Source organism: Mesorhizobium sp. Pch-S, assembly GCF_004136315.1.
Lineage (GTDB): Bacteria > Pseudomonadota > Alphaproteobacteria > Rhizobiales > Rhizobiaceae > Mesorhizobium.
The window spans coordinates 6462209-6476909 of the sequence record NZ_CP029562.1 but is presented as its reverse complement, the minus strand read 5'-3'; the positions used below and the strand labels follow the sequence as shown (position 1 = coordinate 6476909).

General features: G+C 62.3%; 16 protein-coding genes. 8 read left to right on the top strand and 8 right to left on the bottom strand.

The features are described 5' to 3' along the window. The first annotated feature begins 31 nt into the window (after nucleotides 1-31). Entirely contained in the window at nucleotides 32-1051 is a 1020-nt protein-coding gene (locus tag C1M53_RS30690) for an AraC family transcriptional regulator (RefSeq protein ID WP_129415803.1), read from the top strand. 16 nt (nucleotides 1052-1067) lie between these two features. Here C1M53_RS30690 and C1M53_RS30685 read toward each other — a convergent pair whose 3' ends face one another. From C1M53_RS30685 to C1M53_RS30665, 5 genes are read right to left on the bottom strand one after another with little or no spacing between them, the layout of a single operon-like run. Further along, a complete protein-coding gene (locus tag C1M53_RS30685) occupies nucleotides 1068-2525 on the bottom strand; it encodes an aldo/keto reductase (protein ID WP_129415802.1) in 1458 nt (485 codons plus the stop codon). After that, nucleotides 2509-3534 carry a branched-chain amino acid ABC transporter permease gene (locus C1M53_RS30680; protein ID WP_129415801.1) on the bottom strand — a complete coding sequence of 342 codons (1026 nt, stop codon included), beginning with the start codon at nucleotides 3532-3534 and terminating at the stop codon, nucleotides 2509-2511. The genes C1M53_RS30685 and C1M53_RS30680 overlap by 17 nt, the downstream gene beginning before the upstream one ends. Beyond that, a complete protein-coding gene (locus C1M53_RS30675) occupies nucleotides 3531-4442 on the bottom strand; it encodes a branched-chain amino acid ABC transporter permease (protein WP_129415800.1) in 912 nt (303 codons plus the stop codon). Before C1M53_RS30675 ends, C1M53_RS30680 begins: the two co-directional genes overlap by 4 nt. Continuing rightward, entirely contained in the window at nucleotides 4439-5191 is a 753-nt protein-coding gene (locus C1M53_RS30670; RefSeq protein WP_129415799.1) for an ABC transporter ATP-binding protein, read from the bottom strand. The genes C1M53_RS30675 and C1M53_RS30670 overlap by 4 nt, the downstream gene beginning before the upstream one ends. Continuing rightward, nucleotides 5188-5991, bottom strand: a complete 804-nt coding sequence (locus C1M53_RS30665) for an ABC transporter ATP-binding protein (RefSeq protein ID WP_129415798.1) — start codon at nucleotides 5989-5991, stop codon at nucleotides 5188-5190. Before C1M53_RS30665 ends, C1M53_RS30670 begins: the two co-directional genes overlap by 4 nt. Before the next feature lie 165 nt (nucleotides 5992-6156). On the opposite strand from C1M53_RS30665, the gene C1M53_RS30660 reads away from it, so the two are divergent. The 5 genes from C1M53_RS30660 to C1M53_RS30640 all read left to right on the top strand — a co-directional run bounded on the left by C1M53_RS30660 (nucleotide 6157) and on the right by C1M53_RS30640 (nucleotide 11042). Beyond that, a complete protein-coding gene (locus C1M53_RS30660) occupies nucleotides 6157-6873 on the top strand; it encodes a GntR family transcriptional regulator (protein ID WP_129415797.1) in 717 nt (238 codons plus the stop codon). Beyond that, entirely contained in the window at nucleotides 6866-7216 is a 351-nt protein-coding gene (locus C1M53_RS30655; protein WP_129415796.1) for a TIGR04076 family protein, read from the top strand. Before C1M53_RS30660 ends, C1M53_RS30655 begins: the two co-directional genes overlap by 8 nt. A 10-nt stretch (nucleotides 7217-7226) precedes the next feature. Beyond that, nucleotides 7227-8276, top strand: a complete 1050-nt coding sequence (locus C1M53_RS30650; protein ID WP_129415795.1) for an aldo/keto reductase — start codon at nucleotides 7227-7229, stop codon at nucleotides 8274-8276. A 74-nt stretch (nucleotides 8277-8350) separates the two neighbouring features. After that, a complete protein-coding gene (locus tag C1M53_RS30645) occupies nucleotides 8351-9616 on the top strand; it encodes an ABC transporter substrate-binding protein (RefSeq protein WP_129415794.1) in 1266 nt (421 codons plus the stop codon). A 262-nt stretch (nucleotides 9617-9878) separates the two neighbouring features. After that, a complete protein-coding gene (locus tag C1M53_RS30640) occupies nucleotides 9879-11042 on the top strand; it encodes an ROK family transcriptional regulator (protein ID WP_129415793.1) in 1164 nt (387 codons plus the stop codon). A 28-nt stretch (nucleotides 11043-11070) separates the two neighbouring features. Here the strand turns inward: C1M53_RS30640 and C1M53_RS30635 are convergent, their stop codons facing one another. Both C1M53_RS30635 and C1M53_RS30630 read right to left on the bottom strand, forming a co-directional pair. Then, on the bottom strand, nucleotides 11071-11619 hold the full coding sequence (locus tag C1M53_RS30635) for an NADPH-dependent FMN reductase (protein WP_129415792.1): 549 nt from the start codon (nucleotides 11617-11619) through the stop codon (nucleotides 11071-11073). 58 nt (nucleotides 11620-11677) lie between these two features. Continuing rightward, nucleotides 11678-12172, bottom strand: a complete 495-nt coding sequence (locus C1M53_RS30630) for a DUF2938 family protein (protein WP_129415791.1) — start codon at nucleotides 12170-12172, stop codon at nucleotides 11678-11680. A gap of 108 nt (nucleotides 12173-12280) precedes the next feature. On the opposite strand from C1M53_RS30630, the gene C1M53_RS30625 reads away from it, so the two are divergent. Together C1M53_RS30625 and C1M53_RS30620 are read left to right on the top strand one after the other, a co-directional pair. After that, nucleotides 12281-12952, top strand: coding sequence for a metalloregulator ArsR/SmtB family transcription factor (locus tag C1M53_RS30625; protein ID WP_129415790.1), 672 nt, complete (start codon nucleotides 12281-12283; stop codon nucleotides 12950-12952). Between the two features lie 102 nt (nucleotides 12953-13054). Further along, nucleotides 13055-14434 (top strand): MFS transporter, encoded by a 1380-nt coding sequence (locus C1M53_RS30620; protein WP_245488370.1) that lies wholly within the window; start codon nucleotides 13055-13057, stop codon nucleotides 14432-14434. Nucleotides 14435-14460: 26 nt separating this feature from the next. Here the strand turns inward: C1M53_RS30620 and C1M53_RS30615 are convergent, their stop codons facing one another. After that, nucleotides 14461-14679, bottom strand: coding sequence for a hypothetical protein (locus tag C1M53_RS30615; protein ID WP_129415789.1), 219 nt, complete (start codon nucleotides 14677-14679; stop codon nucleotides 14461-14463). Between the last annotated feature and the right edge of the window lie 22 nt (nucleotides 14680-14701).

Below are 14701 nucleotides of genomic sequence, written 5' to 3'. Positions count from 1 at the left end.
GTGCTGGCGGTTGGTATGCGAGCGGAAAGCGATGTCTACGGTGCCACAAGCGGACAGAAGTCGCGACCTGCCTGAACAGGGCAAGCGGGTGCGTGTCCGTGACTTCATGGCCAGGGATGGGGTCGTTCTCGATAGCCCCGACGATCGCCTTGCCGATGAGGACACGCTGATCGAGGGTAGGCTGCTGCATCAGGAACTGCGCAGCGGCCTCTTTCTTCACGGCGGCGACGTCATCGAGGAACGGATGTTCACCGTGACTTCCCATCTCAAGGAAGGCTTGTCCTGCATCATCTTCCTCGACGGCCAGGTGGACCTCGACATCGGCGACCGCCATTTCGAGTTCAAGGGAGATCCGCGAAGCGCCATGCGGGGCAGCGCCATCATGAGCGTCAACTCGGAAAGTTTCCGGCGAGCCTCGCGAGGTCGGCAGCATGTGCGTCATCTCGTGGTCTCGGCGACGCCGGAGTGGTTCGACCGCGACGGGCTTGAAGAGATGCAGGATGCCCGCCCGGCCGGCCGGTTCCTGAAGGACCATCTGGCGCATCATGCGTGGACGCTCACGCCACGGGTCATCGATCTCGTGCAGCAGGTGATGGCGCCTTCCGGGCTATCGCCGGCATTGCACAAGCTGTATCTCGAGGGGCGCGCCATTGAGATCATCCTCGAGACACTCGCCACCGTCACGCAATCCGGGCGCCGGCTTTCGTCGGGCGACGGCATCGCTCGCCAGGACATCGTCCGGCTGCAGCGGGCGAAGGAGCTCATCGACAGTCGTCCGGGTGAGGCGCTGAGTGTGGAAATGATTGCCCGGGCTGCCGGCATCAGTGCCAGTGGCCTCCAGCGGCTGTTTCGCCAGGCGGAAGGGGCCAGTGTCTTCGAATACATCCGCGATCGTCGGCTCGAGCGCGCATTCCTCGCTCTGCAGGCCGGAGAGGTGACAGTGCAGGCAGCCAGCGACATTGCCGGCTACACCAGCCCCGCCAATTTCGCCACAGCGTTCCGTCGCCGTTTCGGTGTGACGCCGCGCGAAATCGCTCCAGCCAGGCAATAAAGGCAGTCGGCCTGGATCAGTCGACGACCGCCTCAGCTTCGATCTCGACCTCATAGTCGCCAATCAGGTCGCCGGCAGCGATCATGGTGTTCGCCGGCTTGATTTCACCGAAGACGCGGCCATGCGCCCGCGAAGCCGGCTCCCACTGGGAGGCATCGCGAAGATAGATGCGTGTGCGCACGACATCCTCTGCCCGACCGCCGAGTGCTGCGATCGAAGCCAGGATCTTGTCGAGGATGTAGGTGGTCTGCGCTCCGACGTCGCCGGGCGCGACGCAGCGGTCTGCGCCATGGGTGGCGGTCGTGCCGGAAACGCGGATCGTATCCTTCACCCGCACGGCTCGGCTGAAGCCGGCGATGGGCTCCCAGATGCTGCCGGACGAAACGCGTGAATGTCCCGGCCGTCCTGGAACTTGCGCGGCCACATAGATCGACGGCAGGGCGTCGAGATGATGGCTGAGATCGCCCGAGGCGGTCAGGAAGGGTGGGCGGCGATATTCGTCGCCACAATCGCCGGGGATCGGTTGTGTGCCGGCAAAGGCTGCTTCAAGCCGAGCCCGGTCCTCTTCATCGAAGGCGAACGAGAAGACTTTGAGATTGTCGTCGCGATGTTCGCTTTCACCGAGCCGTGCGCCGATGATAGCTGCAGCGACGGACGCATGTTCCAGTACCCAGCGTGTCGCGACGTTGGAGATCGAGACCTTGTGCTTGCGCGCGATTTCGCCTGCCGCGCCGAGCACAGCCTGGAAGGCTTCCCAGCCGCCGGCAGTGTCGATGAAGCGTTTGTATTTCGAGCGGCTCCAGTCGGCGATCGACGCCGGCTCCGGTGCGCCCAGCCATTTGTCCGACAGAAAACCACCGCATAGGGTTCCGTAGGCAAACAGCCTGACTCCGCTACGCATACAGAGTTCGGAGAGCGCTCCGGCAGCACGGCGGTCCACCAGGGAGAAGGAAACCTGATTGGAAGCAAGCGGGATACCATCGGCAAGGGCCAGACCCAGATGCGCGGAATCAAAGTTGGTGACGCCGATGGCCCCGATCAGTCCTTCCTGCCTGAGCTGCGCCATTTCGTGCAACGCATCCAGCCAGGCTGGATGCTCGAAGCTCCACCAGTGGAATTGCAGCAGATCGACCTTTGCAATGCCGAGCCGGTCGAGCCGCTCCTGCACGCCCTTTCGCACGACATCGGCTGTCATGGGGCCGGGTTCCGGGCACCACTTGGTGAAAGCCAGTGGTCGCTTGCCCTCCGGGAAGCGGGCCAACAGTCGGCCCGTGATGATTTCGGCACTGCCGTAATGGTCGGCCATGTCGAACGTGTCGAACCCGGCCTCGGCATAGGCTCGCAAGGCATCGGCGCCTCGCTCCGGATCGAGTGTCGTGCCGCCTTTCTCGATGTCCGCGACCTGCCACAGGCCACACAGCAAGCGGCTGATGTCGAGCCCGGCCAACGTCGTGCGCTCAGGAGTGGTCGGCATTTGGGCCTCGCTCGGAAACGGAGGGGATGGTGTTGGACGCCATTCGGCGTCCCGGCTTCAGGCGGGCGAGATGGCGCGAAACCACGCGCTCTTCGCCGAGGATGCCGCGTGGCCGCAGCAGCAGGATCGCGCAAAGGCCGACGCCGATCAGCACGATCCGCAGTGCCGCAGCCCGAGCCTGCTGGTCCGGTGGGAACAGCGAGGCGATCGCACCGGCTGAAGCCGCCCAGATGCCCCAGACCAGGATGGCCCCAAGGATGGCGCCGCGATTGTTGCCCGAGCCGCCGACAATCAGCATGGCCCAGACCTGGAAGGTGAGCAGCGGAACATAGTTGTCGGGGGCGATGAAACCGACGAAGTGTGCTTGAGTGGCTCCGGCCAGACCCATGATGGCGCCACCGATGGCGAAGGCCTGCAGGCGGAAGCTGGTCGCGTTCTTGCCCAGCGCCAGCGCTGCGGTTTCGTCTTCCCGGATGGCGCGCAGCACGCGTCCCCACGGGCTGCGCAACAAATGTTCGAGCGCGAGATAGAGCAGGACGACCACGACAACCAGCACGCCGAGATTGAGCAGGCTGAAGGCCAGTGGATCGCCGGCCAGGTTGGCGAAGGGTCTTGGAATGAAGCCGATGCCGAAGGGGCCGCCGGTGATGCTTTGCAGGTTGAGGGCGACGAGCTGCACCGTCACTGCCACGCCGAAGGTGGCGATGGCGAGATAATCGGCCCGCAGCCTGATCGTCAGCCAGCCGACGAGAAACGAGGCGAAGCCCGTGGCAAGCGCTGCTCCCAGCCAGCCCACCAGTATTGGTAGGCCAAAGCCACCAAAGCGGTCCGGTGCATCGGGCGTGGTCAACAGCGCGGAGACGTAGGCGCCGATGGCCACGAAGCCAGCGACGCCGACGTTGAACAGGCCGGTCTGCCCCCACTGCACGTTGAGACCCAGGCACATGACGGCATAAGTCAGGGCCATGGTCAGGAAGAACGCGACATAGGCGATCAGTTCCACACTCATTCGGCCCTCCCGAACAGGCCTTGCGGACGCAGCAGCAGGACGAAGACGAGGATCATGAAGGCAACGGCTGCGCGCCATTCCGCACCGATCAATTGCACGCCGAGGGCTTCGGCGAGGCCAACGATCAGGCCCGCCAGCATCGCACCGGGCACGCTGCCGATGCCGCCGAGGATTGCTGCCGCAAACAACGGCAGCAACAGGTCGAAACCCATATAAGGCCTGATCTGTACCAGCAGGCCAGCCATGACACCCGCGATGCAGGCAAGCCCGGCACCCAGCACCCAGACGGTGCGGATCACCTTGCGGACGTCGATGCCGGCAACGCCGGCAAGCTGCTGGTTTTCGCTGACGGCCCGCATGGAGCGACCGATTGCCGTGCGTGTCAGCAGGATGTGAACGATGATGACGAGAAGCGCGGCAACGGCCAGCGACAGGAGCTGGTCGGGCGTGGCACGCAGGCCGCCACCGAGCGGAAGCGCGATCTGCAGGGCCTTGGAAAAGTAGACCGGTTTTGAGGTGAAGAGGAATTCGAGCAGGCTGCGCAAAGCCAGCGAGGCCCCGAAGCTTGCCATCACCATGATGATGATCGCGCTGCGGCGTCTGCGCAAGGGACCGAACAAAAGAGCATCGACCAGTAGCGCCAGTGCCGCCGTCAGCACCACGGCAGCAAGTATGGCAAGCGGCAGCGACCAGCCGAAGGAGAATGGCCCGATCGGCTTGAACAGCGCCCCCGACAGCGAACCGAGCAGGCCGCTGGTGGCGAGTGCCAGGTAGGCGCCCCAGCTGATCATTTCGCCATGTGCGAAATTGGCGAAGCGCAGGATCGAATAGGTGAGCGTGATGCCGATGGCGCCGAGCCCGATCATCGCGCCGGCGATCAGGCCATCCATGATCAGTTGCGGGTTCATGGCGTTGCCGCCTTTCCGGCGTGACGGGCGCCGAGATAGAGTTCGGCGACGATCGGGTCTTCGGCGAGTGTGACCGCAGGTCCCTCATGGCGCAGCTGCCCCTCGACCAGGATCGCCGCGCGATCCGCGATGGCAAGTGCTGCCTTCACGTTTTGCTCGACCAGGATGATGGTGACGCCTGTGTCGTTGATTGCCTTCAGCTGTGAAAAGACATCCTGCACGATCTTGGGCGAAAGGCCGGCCGAAGGCTCGTCCAGGATCAGCACGCTGGGCTCGACGATCAGCGCCCGCGCCACCGCCAGCATCTGGCGCTGGCCACCTGAAAGCAGGCCCGCGCGCAGTGATGGGCGCGCCGCGAGATCGGGAAACATTGCATAGAGGTCCGCGACGCGGCGGCCACGTTTCTCCCTGGGCAACACATTTGCAGCCAGCAGCAGATTGTCGTGGATCGACATGGTCGCGAAGATGTTTTCTGTCTGCGGTACGAAGGCGAGGCCGTGCCGGATCTTCTCATGCGTCGGCACGCTGGTGATATCGAAATCGCCAAGCAGGGTGGCGCCTGAATGGATCGGCACCAGCCCGGCAATCGCCTTGACGAAGGTGGATTTGCCGGCGCCGTTGGGGCCGAGAACGATGACGAGCTCGCCGCTGCGGACCGAAAAATCGACGCCACGCACGATCGGCAGGTCGGGTTCGTAGCCCGCGACAACGGCTCGCGTCGACAGCGCGATGGAGGGTGGCTCCATCATGCTGCGACCTCGCCGAGATAGGCTTCGATCACGGTGCGGTTGCGCGACACCTCGTCGGGCGGTCCCTCCGTCAGCAATCTTCCTGAAGCCATGACGACGACACGGCCGCATAGCCGGGCGACCATGTCCATATTGTGTTCGATCAGCAGGATCGATCTGCCCTGGCCGTTGAGCTCGAGCACGCGATCGATGATGAGTTCGAGCAGCGTCGGGTTGACGCCGGCAGCCGGTTCATCGAGCAGAATGGTCTCGGGGTCCGCCATCAGCACGCGTGCCAGTTCCAGTAGCTTGCGTTGACCGCCCGACAGCACCCGTGCGGGCTCTGCTTCCAGCCCGGACAGTCTGACGAAGTCCAGCAGTGCACGCGCCTTCTCGACGGCCTGACGCTCTTCGGCTGCGACACGGCCGGGCTGGAGAAAGTTCATCCAGATGCGCTCGCCGGACTGCCGCTGGCTGCCGGTCAGGACATTCTCCAGCACCGTCATTTCAGCGAAGGGACGCGGAATCTGGAACGTGCGTCCGATGCCTCGCGCGATACGCCGCTCCGGCCGCTCCTGCGCGACTTCGACGCCGCCGATCCGGATCGAACCGGAGGTCGGGTTAAGGCTGCCCGCGATAAGGTTGAAGAGGGTGGTCTTGCCGGCCCCGTTCGGCCCGATCAGGCCGACCATCTCGCCGCGATGCAGGCTGATCGACATGCCGTCAACGGCCCGCAGGCCGCCAAATTGCTTGACCAGTTCACGCGCCTCGACCAGCGGGCCGCGAGGTATGTCGAAAGAGGTATCTGCGACAGGCTGCATGGTGGCCGATCGATTATTTTGATCTGTGATGTTTGATCAAACTTTACATCGGGGCAAATTGCAACTACGAAAATGAGCAATGGCTTGAGGGCTTCGAATGGTGGACGAAATGTCTGATCGCGAAATCCGTGAAAACTGCCTCAACCGCCGCGCGGGAGCTGCAGCATGAGCCGCCGCGGTGCACTTTCGCCGGTCGTACGCGAGACATTGCACGATCGTGTCTATGCCGAACTGCGGCGCTCTCTGATCCACGGCATGTTCGATGCGGGCGAGATGATGCGCATCGTCGACCTCGCCGAAACCCTGGAGACCAGCACCATGCCGGTCCGCGAGGCGCTCGGACGCCTGGTTTCCGAACAGGCATTGGAAGCGCTGCCGAACCGGTCCGTGCGGGTGCCTTTGATCACACGGGAACGACTGGAAGATCTCGCCCGCGCCCGCTGTCTCATCGAAGGGCAGATCACGGCCCTGGCCTTGCCCAATCTCGCCGCCGCCGATTTTGTCGAGCTCAGGCGATTGACCGCTGCCTGCGAAGCCGCTTTCGCCAGCAATGATCGCGACAAGGCGCACAAGACCTCCGAGCTCAATCATGCGTTTCATTTCTATATCTATCGGGCTGCCGGTTCGGCGGTGTTGATCCCGATTGTCGAGAGCCTCTGGCTGCAGTCGGGGCCTTATGTCCGCACCGCGGCCCAGATCCACGACGAGAACCGCGACATCCCGGCCACACACCATCACTGGGCGTTGATAGAGGCCCTGGAGCACCGCGACGTTGCCGGCTCCGTCAAGGCGCTGACCGATGACATCACCCGGTCGTTCAACCTGATCCGCGGCCGCCTCGACGATGAAGAGGCTGATGCGCGGGAGGTGCGACATGGCTGACGGACACGATGATTCCTTCGAGCTTTACGATCTGCGCGTTGAGGTGACTGCGCCGGAAGGCGGGGCGATCTATTGCGGCGCCAGGGTTGGTGATTACTTCGAAATGCACGGCGAGATGCTTCATCTGCCGGCAGGGCAGGGCTTCTCGATCTATTCGCTGGCGGCGCTGCTGCCGTTGCTGCCGGCCAAACAACGGCCCACGCACAAGAACGACTGGATGACGACCGACGCCGAGGTCGCCTGTCCGGATCCGAATTGCAGCTCGCGTTTCCGCATCACCCGAACCGGCCTGCGCCGCTTCAGCCATGCCGAAACGACTGCCGTGCCTCTGAACGACGATTGAGACGAAGTAAATGCAGAGAACCAGACTGGCGCCGGACTATGAGATTTCGCGGGTCGTCCGCGGCGGCTGGCAGATGGCCAGCGGTCATGGCGCCGCATCGAGCGACGATCCGGTTGCCGACATGATCGCCTTTGCCGATGCCGGTATCACCACCTTCGATTGCGCCGACATCTATACGGGTGTCGAGGAGCTGATCGGGCGTTTCCGGCTGCGTTACCGGGAGGAGCGTGGTCAGGAGGCGCTCGACCGCATCAAGGTGCACACCAAATTCGTGCCTGATCTCGATGTCCTGCCACGCATAACCAAGGCTTATGTAGAAGGTGTCATCGATCAGTCCTTGCGGCGGCTCAATCTCGACCGGCTCGACCTGGTGCAATTTCACTGGTGGGATTATGACGCCCCGCGCTGGCTGGAGACTGCGGGCTGGCTGAACGAGCTGAGGCTGGCTGGCAAGATCAACCGGATCGGCGGCACCAATTTTGACACCGCGCATGTCGAGGCCATCGTTGGGGCCGGTGTGCCGCTGACCTCCATGCAGGTGCAGTATTCGCTGCTCGATACCCGGCCGGCAAAGCAGATGGCCGCACTCGCTGCGGAAAAGGGCATCGCGTTCCTGTGCTACGGCACTGTCGCCGGTGGTTTCCTCGGTGACCGCTGGCTTGGCGTTACGGAACCTGCCGAACCTTACGAGAACCGGTCTCTGGTCAAATACAAACTGATCATCGACGATTTCGGCGGTTGGGGCCTGTTCCAGGATTTGCTGCGAACTTTGCGTGCCGTGGCAGACCGCCATGATGCCGACATCGCCACCATCGCCAGCGCCGCCATGCTGTCGCAGCCGTCAGTCGCTGCCGTCATCGTCGGCGCACGCAGCCGCGCGCATCTGCCCTCGAACCTCGCCATTTCAGACATCGACCTGACCGAGCGGGACCAGCAAGAGATCGCTGCCGTGCTGGCGCGAGCCCATCAGATCGAGGGCGACGTCTACACCCTCGAGCGCGACCGCCACGGCCGTCACGGCTCGATCATGAAATACAACCTCAACAAGGGAGCTGCCTGAGTCAGGGCGGCCCGGATTTTCGCAGACCAAACAAGGCCGTGTCGGGAGCTCGGCCATAACAAAGGGGAAGTGATATGAAGAAACATCTTTTCGTCACCACGATGCTGGCGGCGCTGGCCACTTCAGCTACGCCGGTATTGGCCGCCGATTGCGACATCACCGTCGGATTGGTGATGGAACTGACCGGCCCTGCCGGCGAGTATGGCCAGGCCGGTGCGAAATCCGTGGAAATGGCCTTCCGTGATTTCAATGAGGCTGGTGGCGCCGGCGGCTGCAAGCTGGTCACCGACACGCGCGACAGCCAGAGCCAAGGTAACGTGGCCGTCGATCAGGCGACCCAGCTGGTCAACATCAAGAAGGTGCCGGTCATCATTGGCGGCATTATTTCGTCGGTATCGATTCCGATCCTGACCTCGGTGACCGCTCCGGCTGGCATCGTGCAGGTATCGCCTGCCTCGTCGTCGCCGACGCTGACCGCGCTTGGCAAGGACGGCAAGACCAACGGGGTGTTCTTTCGCACCATCACCTCCGATGCGCTGCAAGGCACCGCCGCCGCCAAATATGCCATCGACAATGGCCTGAAGAAGCTCGCCATCATCCACGTCAACAATGACTTCGGCGTCAACATGGTCAAGGAATTCGCCGACGCTTACAAGAAACTCGGTGGCGTCATCACTTCCACCACGCCCTACAATGAAAAGCAGGCCAGCTACTCCGCCGAAGCCAGCGCCGCGATGGCTGGTGAACCCGAGGCGCTTTATCTGGTCAGCTATCCGGTCGACGGCGCGACGATCGCGCGTGCCTGGATTTCCGGCGGCGGCGCCCAGAAATTCCTGCTCAATGACGGCATGAATTCCGCCGAGTTCATCGACGCGGTCGGCGCGCAATATCTCAACGAGGCTTACGGCACCTCGTCTGGCACGAGCAAGACAGCGTCGACCGATTATTTCTACGGTGCCTACGAGGCGTTTTCCGGTGGCATCAAGCCGGACGCTCCCGCCGCAGACCGCTCCTACGATGCCGGTGCGATCGTGGCTCTGGCCATTGCCAAGGCTGGCAAGGGCGATGCCGCAGCGATCAAGGCGGCGATCCCGGAAGTGGTCTCAGACAAGGGTGAGCCGATCCATGCCGGCAAGGAGGAATTCGCCAAGGCCCTTGCGCTGATCAAGGAAGGCAAGCCGGTGAAATATGAGGGCGTCATCGGTCCGGTTTCCTTCGACCAGTATGGCGATATCACCGGCCCATTCCGGCTGTGGAAGGTCAAGGAAGGCAAGGTCGAGACGGTGGGAGAGATGAGCGCCGACGAGGTTGCCAAAACCAAAGCCGACATCCAGAAATAGAATCGGCCATTTGTCAGGAAAGCTATTGGCCCCTTCTTCGGCTCAAACGAAGAAGGGGCCAAGTTTTTGGGAGATCAACTGTCTGCCGCCGATTCTCTCGGGTGCATAATAAAACGGGGCAATTCTTGACAATTGCGCTTGCGCACTTGACCGGACAAGCTTCGGGCGGCTGATCCTAAGGTTGTAGTTTACGGGAGCTTGATCTGCCTTTGACTGTGGCGCAATATGCGCGCCACATCGACATTCATTTATTGAATTAAACATGATCAAAGGCGATCAAAGCACAACGCGCGCGTTGAACAGGCGGCTGGTTCTCAACTGCCTGCGTCGCGCAGGCGGACTGAGCCGCGTCGAGATCGCGGCGATGACCGGTCTCAGCCCTGCGGCAGTAACCGGCGTCACCGCGGAGCTCATCAATGAAGGCATGCTCGTCGAAGGAAAGGGCATGCAAAGCACCGGTGGACGCAAGCCCATCCCGCTCAGCATCGACTACCAGCAGCATTGGTCGATCGGATTCAAGCTCATGGCGGACAGGGTGGAAGGTACGCTGACGGATCTGTCCACACGGCCGATCGGGACATGCAAGGTGCCCCTGTCCAGCCATGATCCCGAGGCCGTTGCTGCCGCGGTGGAAAGCGGTGTGGCCATGTTGCAAAAGGAAAATGCCAATTCGCGAAAACTTGTCGGCATCGGGGTCGCCATGCCGGGGCTTATCGATGTGAATCGCGGGATCTGCCTTGAATTTCATGACTTCGGCTGGACCAATGTGCCCGTTGCCGAGTTGATCGCAGCGCGTATCAGCGTGCCGGTCTGGGTGGAAAACGACGTCAATGCTTTTGCCATCGCCCAGCAGTTGTTTGGATATGGGCGCACACATGGCTCCGCTCTGGTGCTTGTGATCAGCGCTGGCGTCGGGGCTGCATTGATCTTCAATGGCCAGATCCATCGTGGCGCGCGCTTCGCGGCAGGAGAGATCGGTTTCGTGCGTCCGGACAGGGATGGTGGGGCGACGAGCGATCGACTGAGCTGGAACCGGCGCCTTTCGGAGTCCGGGATCATAAGGGGATGGCAGGAGTTGCGGGACGGAGAGTCCGGCGACGATTTGTTGGCCGCAGTCGAACGTGGAGACCCGCTGGCGTCGGCTTATCTCGGCAAGATCGGTCGTGAAATCGGCGAGCGGCTGATTGGCATGATCGACCTTGTCGATCCTGAAGTTGTCGTTGTTGGTGGCGAGGCCGTCCGTTTCGGCAAGGCCCTGATCGATCCTCTCGCCCGGGCGGTGAAGGAGAATTCCTTCGGGTCGCCGCCTCCGCTGGAAGTGGACTGGGACAACAATGTCTGGTTGCGTGGCGCGTCCGCACTCGCGATTCAGAAGTTCTTCGATTTCGAAAGCGCGGCCGGACATCAGCGAAAACTCGCCAGCTGACGACCCGGGCGAGTGATTCAGCGCGGCGTTATCTCGATTGCTGCTTCGCGATCTGGTCGCCGATGACATGCTCCATATGTTCGAGCGCCGTCTGCACCTGCGACGAAAGCTCCGGGTCCTCAGCGATTCCTGCCGCATCGAGATTGCGTCCCAGCAGCGGCAAGGTGATCGACGCGTCCTCGATCAGGCGAGCCGACATCGTCTGCAACGTCAGGCGGAGGGCAGCGTCGGCATGCGTCGATCGCTGGGACGCATTGATGACGGCAACGGGTTTGTCCGGAAACTCGAAGCTGCTGACCAGCCAGTCCAGCGCGTTCTTCATGACACCGGCAATGCCGCGCGCATATTCAGGGCTGCATATGAGCAGGCCATCGGCGTGACCGATTGCCTCGCGCAACCGCAACACGGTTGGGGGTGGAGTTTCCGTATCCCGATCCGGATTGAAATGGGGCAGTGCCTCCAGTCCATCGAAGAGCGTGATCTCGAGCGACCGTGGCGCGAGCATCTGCGCTGCCTGCAGCACGGCGAGATTGGAAGAGCGCGCGCGCAGGCTGCCGCAGATCGCCAGGATTTTCATCGTCGCCTTGCCTTGAGCAGGACACTGCCCGGCGGATCGCCGGGGGAATCGGTGCAGTCTAGGCGAAAACCAAAGCAAGCAGCAGGGCTGAGAGATAGAGCCCGACGCCGAAAGAGAAGTGCGCCATCAAGCTGCGCTGGCGCGAAATGGCTGGTTTGGGCGTGCGAGAAGCGGCGATGCCAAAGCCAAAGGCTGGCTGCATGATGAAGAATGGAAAGGCGACCGTCAGGAGACCGATGGTCAATGCGGGCAGGGGCGTGGGGTGTTGTGCCCAGCCGGCCCCACCGAGCGCCAGCAGAAGGGCTGCAAAGGCAATGCCGATCGCATAGTGTGCGCACCAGCCGAGGATGGCTTCGCCGGAAATCGGGGCCGCTTTCGCGATGTTCTCATGCGCAAAGCGGCCATGCCCGAAATGCAGGAGCCAGCGCCCGACCCAGGCGTAGTCGAGGGACGGGATTCCAAACATACGCCTCAGGAAAAGCGCCCAGAGGTCCATTGCGGCGGTGGCTCCGACGCCAATGAGCATAGCCCGCAGGATGAGATCGCCATTCATTGTTTCACTCCAGATACTCGCAGCGGTCGAATTGCTTGGTGTCATAGCTCAGTGAAAAATATCATTCAACAGATTGATTGAATGTTTGAATGGTGTTAGAGCAACGTCATGACAGATGCTGACTCCCACCATCCCCTCTTCGACTTGTCTGCGGATATCGCGCGCACCCTTGGACATGCTCACAGGCTGGTGCTGCTGCACCATATCGCGGAGGGTGAGAAAGCCGTGGAGCAGTTGACCGAACTGACCGGCCTGAGCGTCGCCAATGCGTCGCAGCATCTGCAGGGGTTGAAACGGGCCGGGCTGGTACAGACACGCCGCGACGGCAAGCGTGTGCTCTATCGCCTTGGCAGTGGTCCGATCGAGGCTTTGCTTGCCGCCTTACGCAGTCTCGCTGCCTACAACAGCGTCCAGATTCGCGATCTGATTGCGGGCAGCACCGGTCGCTCCAACCTCCTCGAGAGCATAACGCGGGAAGAGTTGCTGCGCCGCATGCGCGAAGATTCCATCGTGTTGCTCGACGTGCGGCCGGAAGACGAGTTCGCTGCCGGTCACTTGCCACAGGCGATCAACATCCCCGTCGAAGAACTGGAAAATCGGCTGGCTGAACTGCCGCGAGAGAAACTTGTCGTTGCTTATTGCCGCGGTATCCGTTGCGTGCTTTCGGCCGATGCGCTGGCAATTCTCAAAGCGCGCGGCTGGATCGCTCGTCGTTTTGAACTGGGTTTTCCTGATTGGCTCGACGCCGGCCTTGCCATCGAAGGTTACGAAAGCGGCTGATCCGACACCGCACCGCCAGTCCAGCCACGCCATCACCACAAGACAACGCCGCGGCCCGCATGCCGAACGGATATGCGCGTCCGCGATTGGAGGAATCAGAACGTGAGAAAACAGCAACGCCTGGCCTTTGCCATGCTCGCCACCGTGCAAAGCACGCTGATCTTCACCATCGCCTTGATCATGGTGCCGCTGCCGAAGATCGCGACTGAGTTCAACCTCGCTCCGACCGACGTGCTGTTGCTTCAGGTTGCCTACGGGCTGCCGTTCAGTGGTTTGCTTCTGTTCGGCGGCCGGCTGGCCGATCGCTACGGCGGCAGGCGCATGTTCGTCCTGGGGCTCGTCCTGTTCGGCGCGGCTTCCGTCATCGCTGCTGCCGCGACGAGCTATGAGATGCTGGCGGCGATGCGCTTCGTCGAAGGTGTCGGTGGCGCCATGATCGCGCCCGCTGCAATGTCCGTGCTGCACAGGTTGTTTCCGGAGCCGAAGGACTTCGGTCGCGCCATGGCGACATGGGGTGGCGTTTCGGTGCTTGGGGCCATTCTTGGTTTCATCGTTTCAGGCGTCATCACGACATGGGTATCCTGGCGCTGGATGTTTGCCGCACCCATCCTGGTTGCCTTGATCGCCTTGACCACCACCAGCATGCTGCTGCCCCGGGACAGTACCGAAAACTCTGCTGCAAGGCCGCGTCTCGATCCGCTTGGGGCATTGCTGGCCACGGCGGGCATCGTTCTCGGCAGTTACGGTCTGATCATGACCGGTGACCATTCCTGGACCTCCACGCCGGTCCTGGCGCCGCTGAGCGTCTCGGCAATCGTGCTCATCGTGTTCTTCGTGGTCGAGGGAAAAATGCGCGATCCGTTGCTGCCGCCATCCTTTCTTGTCGATTCCTGTCGCCTTACCGGGCTTCTCGGCATGATGCTGGCTGCCGTCGGGTCCATCGCCATCGAGTATATACTGTCGCTCTACCTGCAACAGGTTCGTGGCTGGTCGCCCCTGGTGACGACGCTGGCTTTCTTGCCCTTCGCCGTCGTGCTGATCATCACGAACTACCTTTCTCCGGCTGTGGTTGCGCGTTTCGGTGCAGCGCAGACAACCATCGGGGGGCTGATTGTCGCTGCGCTTGGACTGGGACTTCTTGCCGGGCTTGGCAGCGACTCGAGCTATCTCATAGGCCTCATGCCTGGAACCGTTCTGGTTGCAGTCGGCATGTCGCTGATGTTCTCGGGCTCGGCGGTGCTATCCATGACCAACGTGCCGCTGCGCCAGGCAGGATTGGCCGGTGGCGTCATGAACACCGCCATGGAACTGGGGCCGACCGTCGGGCTGGCAGTGTTGATGTCGGTCGCCGCGACGCAAGGCGATGTGGTGCGCGGTTACGGCTGGGCCTTTGGTGCCGCATGCCTGTTCTACATCGTCCTGGCGCTTGTCGCCGCCCGATCCAGCAGGCAGGGAGCCTGCGCCGCCATAGCCCATGGCTGACCGGCTCCAGGTCGGGGCTCGCGCGGTTATCGGCGCGGCTTCCGGCTCGCAGGATGATCGCTTTGCGCGCTCTCCTTGGGTACATGCGTGTAGTCGGGCGTGTTCGCGCCATAAAGATCGTTTTCCGCCATCTCGCGCCATCGTGCATCGACGTCTTCGGGCGTCGATGCCTTATGCCTGTCGCGGGCGAGACGTTGCACCCAGCGGGGCATCATCTGTTCAAGTCGGCTGGCCATGGGCGACATCTGAGCACTCCTTTCACCGGCA